This window comes from Pisciglobus halotolerans (genome assembly GCF_900113675.1).
GTDB lineage: Bacteria > Bacillota > Bacilli > Lactobacillales > Carnobacteriaceae > Pisciglobus > Pisciglobus halotolerans.
On sequence record NZ_FOQE01000035.1, the window covers coordinates 1 to 18,489 of the forward strand.

An 18,489-nucleotide genomic window follows, 5' to 3' on the forward strand; every position below is an offset into this window, starting at 1 on the left:
CATGAGTCAGTGTGAGTGTAGAACATTTTGTGCCATGTTTGATAAGATCCTGATAGGAGTTGTTTTTGACGCCGCAAAGTTTACAGCAGGAAGGTCGATAGGTCAATTTTCCGTGTACTACCAGATATTCTTGATCCTTTTTCTTTTCCTTTGTAACGGGAACTTCAGCTAATTGAACATTTGGGTCTTTAATATTGAGCAATTTTTTTATAGAATGAGTGTAGGCCATGTGAATTCTCCTATTCTTTTGTGTGGTAACTTAATTATAGGAGTTCACTGGTCTTTTTTCATTTAAAAACAAAAAATAGTGCCAGTGAACCGATTGGTCCACCAACACTATATATTATAGAGCCATAAAAACATGATACACTTATTTCTTAAGAAATGGTTTGATTGTCAAGATCAGTACGAACGATCAATACATCACAGCGAGCATGCCGTGTAACATATTCAGAAACAGAACCGATAAAAATACGTTCGACAGCGCTCAAGCCAGTAGCTCCTAACAAAATGAGATCAATATTATGTTCTTCAGGGATTTGCTTGGAAATCATAACTTTTGGCGAACCATATTCTACCGTATGTTGAATATCCGTCACTTCATTTTTCTTTGCATAGTGGGTATATTCTTCTAAAGTTGCTTTTGCTTGTTCTGTAGCTCTATCAGCCATAGAACCATCAAAAGTTGAAATGCTTTGGAAAGCTTTGGTATCAATAACGTGTGCAACTACTAATGTTGCTTGGTTTCGCTTCGCGATCTGCACACCTTTTTTGAAAGCCAATTCAGCTTCTTTTGAACCATCCACTGCAACTAAGATACGTTTGTACTGTTGTAACATCAGAACCACTCCATTCTTTGTTTAACTTTTTACTTAACCTACCTTGTTTAACATCTGCTGAATAAAGAAAAAACGAGACGCCAGCAGGTTTTATTATTCAGCAGGTATGTTCTACATTTATTGTACACCAAGCAGATAAAATTTCCCAATTAAAGCCTTGCAAAGGAAAGAGGTAAGGTAGGAAAAGGCTCATCACTGATAGAGCAAGCAAATGATGCGCGAACCAAAAAACAGCTGATAGACTGTGGAGAACACAACCTCAATAAGTAATCGTTAAAGCAATGAAAAAATATTATTTTTTTCCACTGAGCATAAAATTTAGCTGCACAACTAATACAAGGATTAAAGTAACGACAATCCCTAAAAAAAGAAGGGCAAGTTTTACCGGATGATAAAACATTAAAAGAATAGCACAAATTGCACAGAACAGAAAAGAGATGCCGTAAAAAGTTGATATCCGTTGGGCCTTTTCAACCTTTTCTTGAGATTGTCTAGGAAAGAAAACAGCAGCTTTTCCTCTTAGAAAGAAATAAGAAGCAAAACCTAGTAATAATGAAAAAATAAGAAATAAACTACTTAATAACATGGCAACATCTCCTAAAGTAAAAGAGTGACTTATAAAGCTTTTTAAAAAGAAAAGAGACCTGGGAAAAATCCCAGGCCCCAAAAGTTAGACAACTTTTAAGAAATCCGATGGTACCGTTTTAAACGTCCTAAAGTATTGAACCCGCTTTCTAGCAGGTGGGCTCCACTCTCAAACTTCTAACGTCCAAGTGAAAAGGCTTGTTATCCGTTTGATGAGTTTGGATCCCAAGGTATACTTAATTGTTCGGTCAACACTGTAATGGACATGGCGAATACCTCAGAAATCTTATCTTTATATTAGCACAGGTCTTTGATACTGTCAATAAATGAAGACTCCTATTTATAATAAGATGTCGCTAACATCACAAAGGAAGCGGTTAATTGTTCTTTCTTTGTCGTTTTAAATGCTCAAGTTTATCATATTGTTTTGCAAGAGTGTCCTCATATTTTCCAGTATGTTTTGGCTCATAGTAGTGGGCATTCAAAAGGGCATTAGGTAAATATTGCTGAGCAACCCAGGCGTCTGGATAATCATGCGGATATTGATAAGTTATTCCGCGTCCAAGCTTTTTTGCATCACTGTAGTGTGCATCTTTCAAATGATCAGGAACGTCTCCGCTTATCCCAGAACGGATATCTGTCAGAGCGGCATCTACTGCAGCATAAGAAGAGTTAGATTTCGGTGAAAGGCATAAGTCGACGACAGCATTTGCTAAAGGTATTCGAGCTTCAGGGAATCCTAAGCGTTCTGCTGCCTGCACAGCGGTAACAGTCCTCGAAGCTGCTCCTGGATTGGCTAAACCGATGTCTTCATAAGCAATTACCATTAATCTACGAGAAATGATCGGCAAATCACCTGCTTCGATCAGTCTGCCTAAATAATGAAGAGCAGCATTCACATCGCTGCCGCGAATAGATTTTTGAAGAGCTGAGATAACGTCATAGTGCGCGTCACCATTTTTATCATGAGTCAAAGCTTTTCGCTGCACACATTCTTCTATGACGTCTAAAGTGATAGGAATCTGCCCATCTTCATTAGGTTTAGTAGATTTTACAGCTAGCTCCAGCCCATTTAAAGCACTTCTTAAATCACCATTGGTTGCACGGGAGAGATGCAAAAGAGCAGTATCGCTCAAAGATACAGAATAGTTTCCAAGACCTCTCTCTTTATCATTCAGAGCCCGAGTGAGCGCTAGCTGGATATCTTCAACACTCAAAGGTTTTAATTCAAAGATTTGTGTACGGCTTCTAACGGCAGGATTGATAGTGATATAAGGATTTTCAGTTGTCGCTCCGATCATCACGACTCGTCCGCTTTCAAGATGAGGAAGCAGAAAATCTTGTTTTGGTTTATCTAGACGATGGACTTCATCGAGGAGCAAAATGACCGTTCCGCTCATTTTAGCTTCTTCTACAACAATTTGCAGATCCTTTTTACTGTCTGTTGCTGCGTTCAGCATCCGAAATGCATATTGGGTAGAACCAGCAATAGCACTGGCAATACTCGTCTTTCCTATTCCAGGAGGACCGTATAAAATCATAGACGATAACATTTTGGCTTCTACCATCCGTCTAATGATTTTACCCGGTCCTACCAAATGCTGCTGTCCAACGATTTCATCAATTGTCATTGGCCGCATTCGAAAAGCTAACGGTTTAGACATATGAGTACCTCCTTGCGTCTGTTGTTTCTAGAGCATAACCCTTGGCATAAGCCATAGAAATATCTTTAGTATAACATGTTGCTGAAAAGGTTACTATCTAACACCTGACGATTCAATCATCAGTTTTTTCTATTTAATGGTTTCTTCTGCTTGATGTTTGATGAAAATACACCTAAACTGATGTAGGAAAGAATAAAACCGACTCGGCTTTTTTAGAGAACATTTGAAATTATACCGAATAGTAGAAAAGCTTGGTCAGTGAAAACTAGTATGCTTTCAGCTGACTAAAGGAGAATAGCAAAATATGGAAACAATTAAAGAAATCGTAACAAAAGAACAATTGGGAGCCGCTTGGGATCAGGCTATCATTGGAGTAGAGAAGGAAAGTCTAAGAGTATTGGAAGATGGCTCATTAGCGTTAACTGAGCATCCTGAGCCATTAGGAAAAAGAATCTTTCATCCTTATATCCAAACAGATTTCAGTGAATCTCAAGTAGAATTGATCACACCACCTGTCGCTTCTGTTGATGAAGTTGAAAAATGGCTGGCTGCTTTACATGATGTGACTATTCGATCAATGAAAAAAGAAGAATACTTATGGCCTTTCAGTATACCAGCTCACGTTCCCGATGAAAAAGACATTCCGATTGCAAAATTAGAAAAAAAGGAAGATGTTCTTTATCGCGAATATTTAGCAGAAACATATGGTAAAAAGAAACAGCTGATCAGTGGGATCCATATCAACTTAGAACTTAATCCTGCTTTGATCCAAGCTTTATATGAAAAAGCAAATACAAAAGAGAGTTTAACAGCATTTAGAAATCAGCTTTATGTTAAAATGTCGCGTAACTTTTTACGTTATTATTGGCTATTGAGTTACTTATTCGGGGCTTCGCCCATTGCTGATCAGCAATTCTTTGATGAAGAACAGCCTGCTTTAAAACACCCCGTCAGAAGTATCCGTAACAGTCATTATGGCTACGTCAACTCAGAAGAGGTAGCTGTTTCTTTCGATTCATTGGAACAATATGTTGAAGACATTGCTGCGATGGTTGAAAAAGGCTATTTGTCTGAAGAAAGAGAATTTTATTCTCCTATTCGTTTCAGAGGAACAACAACCAATCAAGAATTATTAGAAGAAGGCATTTCTTACATTGAGTTGAGAAATTTAGATTTAAATCCTTATGATGAATTTGGACTGAACGAAAAAACCATTCGTTTTATTCATTTATTCTGTCTCTATTTGATTTGGATAGATGAGATCGCAGAAGCGGAAGAAAGAGCTTTAGGGAAAAAAATGAATAATGCAACAGCTTTGGAAAAACCAGAAGCAACGTCTCAATATTTAGAAGAAGGGTTGTCTCTCTTGGATGGAATGAAAGAAATGATTCTTCAAACAAGCCACAACCAACAAGATCTTCAGCTCATCGCTTCTGCTGAAGAAACCTTTTATCATCCTGAAAAAACAATGGCAGCTCGTATCATAAAAGACATTCAAAACAATGGGGGATATGCTTCATTCGGCTTGCAGTTGGCGCAGCAATATAAAAAGCGGGCCACTGAGAAGCCATATGCTTTACGTGGGTTTACCAATATGGAAATGTCAACACAACTGTTGTTGTTTGATGCGCTGCAAAAAGGGGTAGCAGTAGAGATTTTAGACGAGCAAGAGCAATTCTTGAAATTAACGTACAACGGAAAAGAAGAAATTGTAAAAAATGCTAATATGACTTCAAAGGATACCTATGTGGCGCCATTAATCATGGAAAACAAAACCGTTACGAAGAAGATCTTAGCGGAGAAAGGCTATCATGTTCCAAGCGGGGAAGAATATATATCGGCTAGAACTGCAAAAGAAGCTTATTGGCAGTATCAACATAAAGCAATCGTTGTAAAACCAAAATCAACGAACTACGGAATAGGTATTTCTATTTTTAAACAAGGTCCCGCTTTGGAGGATTATGAAGCAGCGATTGACTTTGCGTTTAAAGAGGACAATGCAGTTTTAGTGGAAGAGTTTATAGAAGGAACAGAATATCGTTTGTTTGTGATCAACAAAGAAGTTCCGGCTGTTTTGCTGCGTATACCAGCAAACGTCAAAGGAAACGGAAAAGATACGATCGAAACTTTGGTCCATGATAAAAATGCTGATCCTTTACGGGGGTTAGATCATCGTGCTCCTTTAGAAAAGATTCAGCTTGGAGAAATTGAACAGTTGATGTTGAAAGAGCAAGGCTATACCACTGCCAGCATACCGGGAAAAGACGAAATCGTTTATTTAAGAGAAAATTCGAATATTAGTACAGGCGGAGACTCCATTGATCAGACAGATGAGATGGATGAAAGTTATAAGAAAATCGCAGTAGGGATTGCTGAAGCAGTTGGTGCGGAAGTTTCTGGGGTAGATTTGATCATCCCAGATTTAAGAAAGCCAAGTACAAAAGAACAACCAGGGTATACAGTAATAGAAGCAAACTTTAATCCGGCTATGCACATGCATGCTTATGTAACGAAGGGAAAAGGACGCAGGCTGACCTTGAATGTTTTGAGCATGTTGTTTCCAGAGTTGGATATTTAAACCAGAAACGTTTCCTTGGACAGCCTTTCGTGTGTGACCGAGTACCAAGTACGACTGCTCTTAAAGGGAAAAGCTATTGTTGGAGGAAAAAAATAATGGTACAATCGGCGTAATGAATAAGGGAAAGAGGGGTTAGAGTGGAACGGATATATCTTGATCATGCCGCTACGAGTCCAGTTCATCCGGAAGTGGCAGAACTAACCTATGACATGATGAAAAAACATTTTGGGAATGCTTCAAGTATCCATGGTTTCGGCCGCGACAGTAGAAGGATCCTCGATCAGTCAAGAATCGTTTTTGCTAAAAGTATCAATGCCAAAACAAGCGAAATCACGATTACAAGCGGAGGATCAGAAAGTGATAATACCGCAATCATTGAAACAGCTCTATCTAGAAAAGAAATCGGCAAACACTTGATTACCACTGCCGTTGAACATCACGCCGTGTTAAAACCGATGGAATACTTGGAAGAATTAGGCTTTGAAGTCACCTATTTGCCAGTGGATGAAACCGGAAAAGTAGATCCTGCTGATGTAAAAGCAGCGCTGAGAAAAGATACCATCTTAGTATCGATCATGTATGCCAATAATGAAGTGGGGACTTTGATGGATATTGGTACTATTGGAAAAATCATCAAAGAAAGTGATTCTGCAGCTTACTTTCATACAGATGCTGTCCAAGCGTATGGTTCAGAAGATATCGATGTCAAACGCGACCATATTGATCTGCTTTCCGTTTCTGCACACAAAATCAATGGCCCTAAAGGCATCGGATTTTTATATATCAACGAAGATATTCATTTGCCTAGTTTGATTCGTGGTGGCGAACAAGAAATGAAAAGAAGAGCTGGAACTGAAAATATTCCTGCTATTGCTGGATTCAAGAAAGCTGTCGAAATCATGGAAGCTGATCGGAGTGCCAGATTATCATCCTTCGAAAAAATGCGTGTTTTTTTGCTGGAACAGCTCGAAAAAGCAGGAGTGGATTTTGAACTGAATGGTTCACCTGACCAGCATTTGGAACACATTATCAGTTTGTGGACCAAAGGGGTATCAGCTGAGCAATTGATTGTCAGTTTAGACCTTGTAGGGATTGCTCTGTCAGCGGGTTCAGCTTGTACAGCTGGAAATATCGATCCAAGTCACGTCTTGATTGCGATGTTTGGAAGCGACAGTCCCCGGATAGCTGAGACGATTCGAATCAGTTTTGGCTTGGGAACAACGATGGAACAGATTGAAATTTTAGTAGAAGAATTGGGAAAAGCCGTTCGTCGATTGAAAAAGACTTGATCATTCTACAAAGAAAATATAAAAATGAAGTTAGTGAGGGAAGAAGATGGCATTGTTGCAAAAAGATCACCTAGATGGAGCAAACGATTGGTACCGTATGAATCCATCTGCAAAAAAATATGCTTTGCGAGACAATGGTTTTGAAGAAACTAAAAATGGGAATTTTCAATTTTCTCGTGACTTAGAAATTGGAAAGCCAACAAGTCCGAAGTTGAAAATAACGATCTCTAGTGATTTAAAATCTTTGAAAATGTCAGCTGTTACTGCTAACGGGCTACGTTCTGTCAATTTATATAAAAATGACAAAACAGCTGAAGCTCGTGAAAAAGCAGAATACCTGCTGTCCGATTTTGTGGAAAGTAATATAGTAGAAAAAGCCAATGATTAAATGTTTTTTTGAGATAACCATGAACTAAAAAAATATGGTTCTTCCTCTTTTAACGTTAGTAAAGAAATTTCCTCCGGTCGAGGGGCTACTGATGGAAAGCCATGAGAATACATTGAGCCGAAAAACGTGTCTCAATACTTACAAGCTTCAAACTGAGTGTAACGGCTAAAGCTTAACACTAAGTGATTCACATTGCATCTTTTTTTTATGGCTATCAGTAGCCCTATGCGCCTCCTGAAATTTCTAGAAATAGGATTCTAACGTGTTTAGCATTAAAAAAATGATATTTTACAGACCAACGTTAAATATTGTAGAACCTTAAAAAATACCAGCTCAAATAAAAAAAATGACGACTAATTGATCCAGTCAAGCTTGAAATCTTACGAAAAGTTAGTATAATGAATAAGACTGAAAAAATACGACCTTCAACTCGTAAAGATTTTCAGAATCTATTAGAAATGATGGTGATCAAATGACGGATAACAGTCATATCCGTGTTGTCGTTGGTATGAGCGGCGGCGTGGATTCCTCTGTCACAGCCCTTTTATTGAAAGAACAAGGGTACGATGTGATAGGTATTTTTATGAAAAATTGGGATGATACAGATGAAAATGGTGTTTGTACGGCAACACAAGATTATAATGATGTTGCTCTTGTTGCGAACCAAATCGGTATTCCTTATTATTCAATCAATTTTGAAAAACAATATTGGGATAAAGTCTTTACTTATTTCTTAGAAGAGTATAAAAAAGGCAGAACACCCAATCCAGATGTCATGTGTAATAAAGAAATCAAATTTAAAGCATTTTTAGATTATGCAATGGATCTTGGCGCAGACTATGTAGCAACTGGACATTACGCCCAAGTTGAACGTGACGAAAATGGTGTCACACATATGTTAAGAGGCATCGATAATAACAAAGACCAAACGTACTTTTTGAATCAATTATCACAAGAACAATTAGCTAAAGTGATGTTTCCTCTAGGCGGAATGGAGAAAAAAGAAGTTCGTGCAATAGCTGAAAGAGCTGGATTAGCAACAGCTAAAAAGAAAGATTCTACCGGTGTGTGCTTTATTGGTGAACGAGATTTCAAAAAATTCTTAATGGCTTATTTACCAGCACAACCAGGCGATATGGTTACTTTAGATGGTGAAATAAAAGGTAAGCATGATGGGTTGATGTATTATACCATTGGGCAACGTCAAGGATTAGGTATTGGCGGCGGCGGAAAAAGTGGCGAACCTTGGTTTGTAGTCGGAAAAGATCTAGAAACCAACACTTTATATGTCGGCCAAGGTTACCATCACGAATGGCTTTATGCCACTCATCTAGAAGCTTCAGATATTCACTTTACAACAAACGAAGAAAAACCAGCTGAATTCAAATGTACGGCAAAATTCCGTTATCGCCAAGCCGATACGGGGGTTACAGTGAAAATGAATGCTGATGGAACATCAGCAACAGTGGCATTCGATGAACCAGTAAGAGCAATCACTCCAGGACAAGCAGTTGTTTTTTATAAAGGAGAAGAATGCTTAGGCGGCGGGACTATTGATGCCGCATTTAGCGAAGTAAAAGAATTACATTATGTTTAACCGTGAAACTCTATGGCTAATGATGCCATAGAGTTTTTTTTGTATTTAGGAAAGTTGCTATACTATCAAGCTTCCTTTTGAACATCTTTTTGATAGATCTTTCCATGAAAAAATAAAATAATGCAGATGTTTTTGTTAACGTTAACAAACATGTTATCATTATGTTAACATCTTTACTTTATATAAATCTTTAACCTAAGTTGCGAAAAGGGGGAAAAAGAAATGATAAAGAAAAAATATTTTCTCGTGTCTGGACTATTGTTGACGAGTTTACTCTTAGGATCGTGCGGTTCTAATAGTAGTGGCGGCAGCCAGAAAGAAACAGTAGTAGAATTTTTTAGCCAAAAGCCGGAAATCACTGACCAGCTTAAAGATTTGGCCAATACTTACAGTAAAGAGCATGAAAATGTTCGCGTGAATATCACTACTGTTGGGAGCGGAGAGGGCTCAGCTGCCTTACAAGCGAAGTTTACTTCAGGAGATGAACCGGCTTTGATGATGCTGGGAGGCTTGCCGGAAGTCGAAAGATATAAGAAGACGTTGATGGATGTGTCTGATATGGAAGTTGTGGATACTGTAGCTGGAAACTTACTAGAAGGTGGAACCATTGATGATGTTCCATTGGGAGTTCCGATGAATTTGGAAGGTTTTGGATGGATGTACAATAAAGAACTTTTCGAAAAAGCGGGCGTTGATCCTGATAACATCAAAACATATGATGATTTTGTTTCTGCAGTTGAACAATTAGATCAGCAAAAAGATGATCTAGGAATGGATGCAGTTTTTGGCTATAGTGGCGGCGAAGATTACATTACTAATCAGTTTTCAGCAAATTTCACTTCGCCTGAATTTGATGATAGTATCTTGGAAGCTTATGATGCTAAAGAGTTGAAATGGGAATATGGGGATCAAATGAAGAAATACACTGATCTGATCAATCAGTACAATGTTCAACCTATTTTGTCAGTTGATTATAGTCAGTCGGTAGAAAAGTTATTTGTTAATGACAAAGTTGCAATCGTTCACCAAGGAAATTGGATTATTCCAACGCTTAATGGGTTAGATCCAGACTTCGTCGAAAATAAATTAGGCATTTTACCAGTTTTTGGGGAGAATGACACAGAAGGTAAAGTTGTTGTGGGCGCACCTTGGTATATCGGTATCAATAAAAATCTAGACCAAAAAGTCGTGGAAGCTGCTACAGACTTTCTGAATTGGATGTATTTGTCAGATGAAGGTCAAGATGCGTTACTAAATGAATTTAATTACATTCCTCCTCAAGAAGGATATGAAGTAGACCGTATTTCTGATCCAGTTTCTCAGGAAATTTACCAAGCGCTATTGGATGGAAAAACAGCTGCGATGACGCATAAACAATATCCAGATGGTTATTTCCAATCTTCTCTGTTTCCTGAATTTCAAAAGTATCTAAATGGAGATATTTCTTGGGAAGATTTTGAAGCCAACACATCTAAAGCTTTTAGCGAAATGCGTTAAGCAAAACAACTAAAGAAAACATGCATAGCGAGACGTCTAAAACAAATTTGTGAGCCAGACAAAAAAGAATAGACAGCAGAAAGTCTCAGCTATACCGATGATGGATAGGCTGAGACTTTCTGCTGTATTGGAAAATACCATGGAGTAGTTGGCTTGATCTAGCCTTCAAAAAAATCTCTGGCTCCTATTCTTAAACAAATTGATATCAGGAAAAGGAGTTGCTTACTATTGAAAAAATCACAAGATCGTAAATATTATTGGTTGTTTTTACTTCCTTGTTTGATTGCTTTAACAGCTGTCATCTTTTTGCCTTTTTTTTATGGCATTTATACTTCTTTTACTGACTCTGACGGTTTTAATATGACGTTTATCGGGATTGAAAATTATATTAAATTAGCTAAAGATAAAAGTTTCCTCAGCAGTATTTGGTTTACAGTTCGTTTTGCATTGGTATCTGTTATAGGAGTCAATGTAATCGGATTAGGATTGGGACTGTTGGTCACGCGACGAAGAAATAAACTGAGCACATTCTTTAGAACTTCTTTTTTCGTTCCTAACTTAATAGGGGGCATTATTCTAGGATTTATTTGGCAGTTTATTTTTATCCAAGTATTTGAAGGGCTGGCAAAGCTGACAGGTTTATCATTTTTTGAAGGTTGGTTAGCTAGTGAAACAACAGGATTTTGGGCCTTGGTCATTGTCTTTTTATGGCAAATGAGCGGGTACATTATGATCATTTATATTTCATTTTTGAATAATATTCCCTATGAATTGATCGAAGCAGCACGCATAGATGGCGCAAACAGTTGGCAAACATTTTGGAAAGTTAAATTCCGGTTACTTGCTCCTGCATTTACGATCAGCTTATTTTTAACATTAGCGAATGCTTTCAAAGTATATGACCTCAACTTGGCGCTGACAAATGGGGGGCCGTTTGGTTCAACAGAAATGGTAGCCATGAATATTTATAATACAGCTTTCAAACAGTATCATCAGGGGTACGCACAAGCAAAAGGAATTATTTATTTATTGCTGATCGCAGCAGTTTCCTTGACGCAGATGTACTTCAGTAGAAAGCGAGAGGTGGACTTATGAGAAAAGCAAACAAATGGCATACTTATATCGTGATCTTTTTAGGGACATTGTTGTCTATAACATGGCTATATCCTTTTATCCTTATCTTTGTCAATTCATTTAAAACGCGCTCAGAAATTTTTACAAATACACTCTCTTTTCCGTTGGATCCAACAAGTGAAAACTATCCGCGGGCATTTGCAGAATTAGATTATGTTCAAAGTTTTACCAATTCTTTGTTGATCACTGTGGTCAGTATTATCTTGATCGTTTTCTTTACATCTATGGCTGCCTATGCGTTATCAAGATACAAAAGAAAGATGAGTTCTTTTATCTACTTTATCTGCGGAGCAACAATGTTGATTCCGTTTCAATCAGTCATGATCCCGTTAGTAGGTTTATTTGGAAAGGTGAGTTTGCTCAATCGAACGGGTTTGATCATTATGAACATCGGTTTTTCTTCTAGCATGTCGATTTTTCTTTATTATGGCGCTTTGAGAGCCATTCCTATAGCTCTGGATGAGGCAGCCATTATCGAAGGAGCCAATCGCTTCCAGATTTTCTTCCGTGTCATTTTCCCGATGCTAAGATCAACGACAGTAACAGTGATCATTTTAAATGCGATCAAAATTTGGAATGACTACTTGTTGCCATCTCTTGTGGTCAATAAAGATGGCATGTATACGTTACCCTTACAAATGTACTACTTTTTTGGTCAGTACACCACACAGTGGGAGCTAGCGCTGGCTGGGTTGATTCTGGCGATCATCCCCATCATTATTTTATATATCTTTTTACAAAAGTATATTGTAGAAGGAATTACGGAAGGTGCAGTAAAATGATTTTCTGTTGCTCCTTGTAACAGAAAAAGTTGAACACCCACTCAGCAGGCAGATGGAGGGAAGAGTCCCATCCGTCTGCTTTTTTTAATTAAAAAAATATAAGAACTTTTGGCGTAGAAAGGAGTTTGTGGTTCTTAGCTCATTTTTGTTGTAAAATAAGTAAGGACAAATAAAAGAGGTGAAAAAAATGGATCGAAATCATCGTGCTTTTCAACTATGGGAAACGGGTAAAGTGAATGAAGCTATTGCGTTGCTGTTTCAAGAGATTGATGAAACATCCGATAATCGAAACAGTTACTATAATTTAGCGACGATTTTGATTTTAAGCCGTAAGTTTGAAGATGCGGAAGTTGTTTTGGTAGAAGCGGAAAAAAAATTCCCTCAAGATGAAATGATGTTATATGCATTTGGAAACTTATATTATCAAAAAGAAGATTATCCTCTTGCTATCCAGTATTTTAAAAAAGTGAATCAGCTAAAACATTCTCTTTTAAAAGAAGAGACCAATAGAATGATGGGGCAAACTTACTTGGCCATGGATGATCCTCAAAAAGCGTTGGTGTATCTGCTGCAAGCGGAAAGCACAGCTGGACAAGATCCAACCATTTTAATGATGATCGGCAATGCCCTGATGCAAACGGGTTTCTTTACAGAAGCGGAGCGTTACTTTGAGCGAACGACTCATTTATCAAAAGACAATGATGAAGCTTGGTTTAAAAGAGGGGTCTGTCGTTTTGCATCAGAGAACAGCTTAAAAGAAGCAGAACCTTACTTCAACAAAGCAAAGACCATTAACCCAGTCAGATTTGAAGAACAGATTAAGCAATTTAAACAAATTGAAAAAACAATTCGAGTCTTAGAACAAGAAGATGATCAGTATAACGGAAAGGATGAGTAGAAGGTTGGCTTTACAAGAAAACTTGTTTGAGATGGAGGAAGAACCTTTTATAAGCGGGTATGTAAAAGCTGTTTTTTATCAAAATCCTTCTAATTTTTATAAAGTCCTTTTGATTCAGATTGAAGAGACAAATCTTTCTTATCAGGAAAAAGAAATTGTTGTAACGGGGAGCTTTGGGCAGATCCAAGAAGATGAAATGTATCGTTTTTTTGGTAAAGTCGTAGATCACCCCAAATATGGCACACAATTCACGGCTGAACGTTATCATCAAGAGAAGCCTACTTCTGCTGCAGGATTGATTGCCTATCTTTCAAGTGACAAATTTCCGGGTATCGGCGAAAAAACAGCTGAACAAATCATTGATACATTGGGCGAAGAAGCTTTAGACAAAATCAGTGAAAACCCAGATGTGTTGGTACAGGTACCTAAACTCAATCAGAAAAAAAGAGCAATGATCGCAGAAGTGATCCAGCAAAGTGATGGGATGGAAAAAATCATTATCGGTTTAAACCAATATGGTTTTGGGAGTCAATTGGCTTATACGATATTTCAAACTTACAAAGAAGATACTTTGTCTACTATCCAAGAAGACCCATATCGACTTGTAGAAGATATTGAACATATTGGTTTTAAAAAAGCGGATAGTATTGCGGAAGAACTTGGTTTTAGTCCTGATGCGCCTGCACGTTTAAAAGCTGCCTTGTTCTATGCTTTAAGTGAAATCAGCCTTTCACAAGGCGACACGTATACAACAGCAGAACCCTTAATGAAAAAAGCGCTGCAAGTTTTAGAAAGCAGTCGTCCCTATATTATTGAACCGGATGATTTAGCAAATATATTACTGCAAATGATCGAAGAAAATCGTCTCATTGAAGATCAAGAGAAATTGTATATGAAATCTTTATATGCCGCTGAATGGGGAATCGCTGGTTCGATCAAACGCTTGCAAGAAAAGCAAGCTGATATCCATTATTCGCAAGACATTCCTGCTGAATTGGATTTGCTTGAAAACCAGTTGGGTATAAAGTATGGTCAGACTCAAAGAGAAGCGATTGAAAAAGCTGTTTGTTCTCCTTTATTTATTTTAACCGGAGGACCCGGTACAGGAAAAACAACCGTATTAAACGGAATCGTGACGCTCTATGCAGAATTGAACGGATTGTCTCTAGATGTCAATGAGTACAAAGAAGAAGCTTTTCCTATTCTTTTAGCCGCTCCAACTGGAAGGGCAGCGAAAAAAATGAATGAAGCTACTGGTTTGCCCAGCAGTACCATCCATCGTCTTTTGGGATTGAATGGTCAGGAAAAACCGGAAGATGAGATCGGTGAAAAAGAGTTGGAAGGAGGTTTGTTGATCATTGATGAAATGTCGATGGTCGATACGTGGTTGGCTAATCAGCTGTTAAGAGCTGTTCCAGGAAATATGCAAGTATTAATGGTAGGAGACAAAGATCAGCTGCCTTCTGTAGGTCCTGGACAAGTCTTGCATGATTTGTTGGCAAGCAAAGTGATCCCGAGTATTGAACTTGATGAAATTTATCGTCAAGATGACGGATCCTCCATCATATCATTAGCTCATGACATTAAAAACGGAACATTGCCGACAGATTTTCAACAACCGAAACGTGATCGTTCTTTTTTCAACTGCTCAGCTTATCAAATTGAAGAAGTAATTCGCCAAGTTGTTGAAAAAGCTAAATTGAAAGGATTTACTGCTCAAGATATTCAAGTATTGGCGCCCATGTATCGTGGTCCCGCGGGAATCAATGCGCTGAATGTGATGCTGCAAAACATTTTTAATCCTAATGATACAGGTAAAAGAAAAGAAGTACGTTTCAATGATAAAGTTTATCGCATTGGTGACAAAGTTCTTCAGCTTGTCAATTTCCCAGAACAAAATGTATTTAATGGAGATATGGGAGAAATCGTTAGTATCCAGCTAGCAAAAGATTCATCTGAAAAAGTAGATCAGTTGACGATTCGTTTCGATACAAACGAAGTTACGTATAAACGGACAGATTGGAATAAAATCACGTTAGCTTATTGCTGTTCGATCCATAAATCACAGGGCAGCGAGTTTAAGATGGTGATTTTACCTATGGTGCGTCAGTATCATCGCATGCTCAGGAGAGACCTGTTATATACAGCCATTACAAGAAGCAGCGAATTATTGATTCTTTGTGGAGAAGTGCAGGCTTATCAGGAAAGCATTTTAACTTCTTCTGCAGATCGAATGACGTCATTAAAAGAACGCTTAATAGGTGAAACCTCTGTTAAAGATAAAGAAAATACCGATGAAAAAAAGACAGCTGAACAAACTTCAACGGAAATGCTAGTTATTCAAGAAAACTCTTTAGAAGAAACAACGGACTTTAAGCTAACATTAAAAAAAGTTCAACAACATCAAATCGATCCCATGATTGGGATGGAAGGGATAACCCCTTACCAGTTCAATTAAATAAAAAGTAAATATGAGGGGAACATTAAAATTTCCAACTTGAATAGACTATGATTGTCTCGTTTAAATCAAGTATTCTATCCTATAAAAAGCGATCCGTTTACTTTTTAATAAAAGTAAATAGATCGCTTTTTAGCACCAGAAGTAACGGGTAACCTTATGTAAGGTGACATCAAATTCATCTTTTCCCAACTCTTCTCCGTCTGCTTGAGCAAAAGATTGCTGTGAAGTCTGTAAATGGACATTTATCCCATTGTAATAGTAAACGTCTTTGTGCTCAAGGTGTCTGCCTTTGTATAACAACAGCAGGATCAACCATAGAACCTTATAAAGCGGCTGTTTTTCCAGCACGATCAAGTCCAATGCAGTATTTCTTGGATCAGCTTTTGGTGAAATGTTGATTCCTCCTCCAAAATAAGGATGGCTGTTGACTGTAATCAAAAAAGCTTCCTGAAAAAAGTGTTTTTGATGATCAATCGTTAATGTTAAAGGAACTGTTCGTCGTTGAAAGAAAACAGCTGCAACAGAGATCATATAAGACAAACTACCGTTTTTAAACCTATTTAAAATTTTTTGATCGAAGACCGGTTTGCATACATGATCACATCTGCATCAAATCCAATACCGAAGTTGTTTACAGCATATTTGCTTTGATGAGTATGATGATCATCAAACTGTATCACTTGGATGGCTTGCGGCTCCTGTACAGATAATAGTTGTTTTAAAGCCTTATCGGAATCTCTATCGATACCAATCCCTCTTGCAAAGTCATTACCTGATCCTGCTGGAATATAACCTAAAGGTATGTCTGCATGTTCTTCTCCTAATCCAATTAAAGCCTCATGCAAAGTACCATCTCCGCCGATGATCACTATTCGTTCTTTACGAAGATCAAAGGAAGAATCTATAAGCTCTTTCACTAATTGAATAACATGACCGGGATAATGGCTGATCAACAGTCTATATCGACACTGTTCTTGTTGCAATAGAGACTGAATATGATCGGCGACTTTTTTGCCTTTTCCTGCTCCTGATGTCTCATTAACGATCAATATTAATGCTTGGATATTTGCCATCAATCTTCCTCTTTTTATCAAAATTTCTTGCCTTATTATTATATCGGAAATGTAAAAAAAAAGTAAGATTCAAAAAACGAGCTTTAAATGAGAATAAAAGGGTTTTATATAATGTCTGCTGAATAATAAACTATGCTTATTCTGCTGCCTTTTACAACTAATGATTGATATAATAGATGCAAGGGTTTTTATAGGATGTCGAACAAAACCTTGCACTTTTACTGAAATGAGGACAGAAACGTGTATAAATCACAACCGTATTCACAAATCGCTTTCGAAGACTTCAACCAACCAATGGGACTAAAAATGAACCCGAAAAATAGATGGATTGAAAAAGCAGAATGGATCCCTTGGGCTGAACTGGAAAAGGACTACGCCAAGAACTTTCGCAATCAAAAAGGCAATGTCGCAAAACCGCTTCGCATGGCTATGGGTGCCCTTTTGATCCAAATAGAATACGGTTATTCTGATGAAGAGACTGTCCTTCAGATCCAAGAAAACCCTTATCTTCAATTCTTTATCGGCTTACCCGGCTATCAAGAGGAAAAACCATTCGACTCTTCGACGATGGTTTATTTTCGCAAACGCTTGGACGCTGTAACACTGACCGAGATCAATGAAAAAATTATTGATTACGCCTTAGCCAAAGAAAATCAAGATAACGATAACGACACTGATGACGATGCGGATTCGAATGATTCGGGGAATGCCGGAACATTGATCTTAGATGCAACTTGTGCGCCTCAAAAAATCAAGTATCCTACGGATACAGAACTGCTCAATGAAGCACGTACGCATGCAGAAAAGATGGTAGACGACATTTGTGATACCAACGGTTTCTCTAAGCCTCGTATGTATCGCAAGAAAGCTAGAAAAGATTACTTGTCAATTGTTCGCCGCAAAAGAAAGTCAGTCAAATGGCTGCGCCCTAAAATACGAAAGTTACTTGGATACGTACGCCGAGATATCGACTACATTAAAGGTTATCTCGAGCAAGGGATCAAACTGAACGAGAAACAACAAAAAACACTCGACGTCATTTGTCGTATCTATGACCAGCAGAAGGAAATGTTCGATAAAAAGATGCATTCCGTAAAAGACCGCATCGTCAGCTTTTCTCAACCTTGGCTGCGACCGATTGTTCGAGGGAAATCCAAAACAACAGTTGAATTCGGAGCGAAGCTGGATCTGAGTATCGATTCAAATGGGATGGCACGGATTGAAAAGACCAGTTTTGATGCTTACAATGAAGCTTCTGTGTTGGTTCAAGCTGTCCGCCGTTTCTACGATCGAAACGGCTGTTATCCTGAGCGGATTCTCGCTGATAAGATCTATCGGAATCGAGAAAACAGGTCTTACTGCAAGGCACGAGACATTCGCCTAGCCGGACCATCACTTGGTCGGCCGAAGAAAGACCAAACTAGAGATAAAAAAATCGAATACCGCGATAATGCAGACCGTGTAGCAGTTGAACGCAGCTTCAGTTTACTGAAGCGCTGTTTCGGTATGGAAAATATTCGTACCAAACTCCGTGAAACCACCTTGACTACAATTGCCTTATCCGTCATTGCGATGAATGTAGCTAATATTCATCGTAATCACTTGTGCTCTTTTTTTAGTCAAATAAAGAATCGGATAAAAAGCCGGAAGGTTCTTTTGAACTTTCCTTTATTACAAATTAGCCTAATTGTTCAGTAGACATTA

At 38.1% G+C, this 18,489-nt stretch carries 15 protein-coding genes, 1 other RNA gene and 1 pseudogene; 10 read left to right on the top strand and 7 right to left on the bottom strand.

Translation table 11 applies throughout. The features are described from left to right. The 5 genes and pseudogenes from BM057_RS09505 to BM057_RS09525 all read right to left on the bottom strand — a co-directional run. Positions 1-229 (bottom strand): annotated as a pseudogene (locus BM057_RS09505) (ISL3 family transposase); the annotation flags it as partial. 148 nt (positions 230-377) lie between these two features. After that, the gene (locus BM057_RS09510; RefSeq protein WP_092093287.1) at positions 378-839 is read right to left on the bottom strand and encodes a universal stress protein; all 462 of its coding nucleotides are present in this window, start codon (positions 837-839) and stop codon (positions 378-380) included. A 292-nt stretch (positions 840-1,131) separates the two neighbouring features. Continuing rightward, positions 1,132-1,425: a hypothetical protein gene (locus BM057_RS09515; RefSeq protein WP_047390107.1), complete on the bottom strand. Its 294-nt coding sequence runs from the start codon at positions 1,423-1,425 to the stop codon at positions 1,132-1,134. A 97-nt stretch (positions 1,426-1,522) separates the two neighbouring features. Beyond that, a non-coding RNA gene (gene ssrS / locus BM057_RS09520) (6S RNA) lies at positions 1,523-1,711 on the bottom strand. Positions 1,712-1,801: 90 nt separating this feature from the next. Then, positions 1,802-3,088 (bottom strand): replication-associated recombination protein A, encoded by a 1,287-nt coding sequence (locus BM057_RS09525; protein WP_047390108.1) that lies wholly within the window; start codon positions 3,086-3,088, stop codon positions 1,802-1,804. A 304-nt stretch (positions 3,089-3,392) separates the two neighbouring features. Between BM057_RS09525 and gshAB the strand changes: the two genes are divergently transcribed. The 9 genes from gshAB (at position 3,393) to recD2 (ending at position 15,709) form a co-directional block, all read left to right on the top strand. Continuing rightward, on the top strand, positions 3,393-5,666 hold the full coding sequence (gene gshAB, locus BM057_RS09530; protein WP_092093290.1) for a bifunctional glutamate--cysteine ligase GshA/glutathione synthetase GshB: 2,274 nt from the start codon (positions 3,393-3,395) through the stop codon (positions 5,664-5,666). Positions 5,667-5,803: 137 nt separating this feature from the next. After that, positions 5,804-6,955 (top strand): cysteine desulfurase family protein, encoded by a 1,152-nt coding sequence (locus BM057_RS09535; protein WP_092093292.1) that lies wholly within the window; start codon positions 5,804-5,806, stop codon positions 6,953-6,955. Positions 6,956-7,001: 46 nt separating this feature from the next. Then, positions 7,002-7,343, top strand: a complete 342-nt coding sequence (locus BM057_RS09540; RefSeq protein WP_092093295.1) for a hypothetical protein — start codon at positions 7,002-7,004, stop codon at positions 7,341-7,343. A gap of 472 nt (positions 7,344-7,815) precedes the next feature. Further along, positions 7,816-8,940 (top strand): tRNA 2-thiouridine(34) synthase MnmA, encoded by a 1,125-nt coding sequence (gene mnmA, locus BM057_RS09545; protein ID WP_092093297.1) that lies wholly within the window; start codon positions 7,816-7,818, stop codon positions 8,938-8,940. A gap of 222 nt (positions 8,941-9,162) precedes the next feature. Beyond that, entirely contained in the window at positions 9,163-10,437 is a 1,275-nt protein-coding gene (locus tag BM057_RS09550) for an ABC transporter substrate-binding protein (protein WP_047390113.1), read from the top strand. A 228-nt stretch (positions 10,438-10,665) separates the two neighbouring features. Beyond that, on the top strand, positions 10,666-11,532 hold the full coding sequence (locus BM057_RS09555) for a carbohydrate ABC transporter permease (RefSeq protein ID WP_092093299.1): 867 nt from the start codon (positions 10,666-10,668) through the stop codon (positions 11,530-11,532). Next, complete coding sequence (locus BM057_RS09560) at positions 11,529-12,353, top strand: carbohydrate ABC transporter permease (protein WP_047390115.1); 825 nt, start codon at positions 11,529-11,531, stop codon at positions 12,351-12,353. The genes BM057_RS09555 and BM057_RS09560 overlap by 4 nt, the downstream gene beginning before the upstream one ends. 187 nt (positions 12,354-12,540) lie before the next feature. Continuing rightward, a complete protein-coding gene (locus BM057_RS09565) occupies positions 12,541-13,251 on the top strand; it encodes a tetratricopeptide repeat protein (protein WP_092093302.1) in 711 nt (236 codons plus the stop codon). A gap of 31 nt (positions 13,252-13,282) precedes the next feature. Further along, positions 13,283-15,709, top strand: a complete 2,427-nt coding sequence (gene recD2 / locus BM057_RS09570) for an SF1B family DNA helicase RecD2 (RefSeq protein ID WP_245741922.1) — start codon at positions 13,283-13,285, stop codon at positions 15,707-15,709. A 132-nt stretch (positions 15,710-15,841) separates the two neighbouring features. Here recD2 and BM057_RS09575 read toward each other — a convergent pair whose 3' ends face one another. Then, the gene (locus tag BM057_RS09575) at positions 15,842-16,279 is read right to left on the bottom strand and encodes a diacylglycerol/lipid kinase family protein (protein ID WP_281246072.1); all 438 of its coding nucleotides are present in this window, start codon (positions 16,277-16,279) and stop codon (positions 15,842-15,844) included. Further along, positions 16,273-16,785 carry a diacylglycerol/lipid kinase family protein gene (locus BM057_RS09580; protein WP_092093309.1) on the bottom strand — a complete coding sequence of 171 codons (513 nt, stop codon included), beginning with the start codon at positions 16,783-16,785 and terminating at the stop codon, positions 16,273-16,275. Before BM057_RS09580 ends, BM057_RS09575 begins: the two co-directional genes overlap by 7 nt. 240 nt (positions 16,786-17,025) lie before the next feature. Between BM057_RS09580 and BM057_RS09585 the strand changes: the two genes are divergently transcribed. After that, a complete protein-coding gene (locus BM057_RS09585; RefSeq protein ID WP_092091456.1) occupies positions 17,026-18,483 on the top strand; it encodes an IS5 family transposase in 1,458 nt (485 codons plus the stop codon). Positions 18,484-18,489 lie beyond the last annotated feature (6 nt).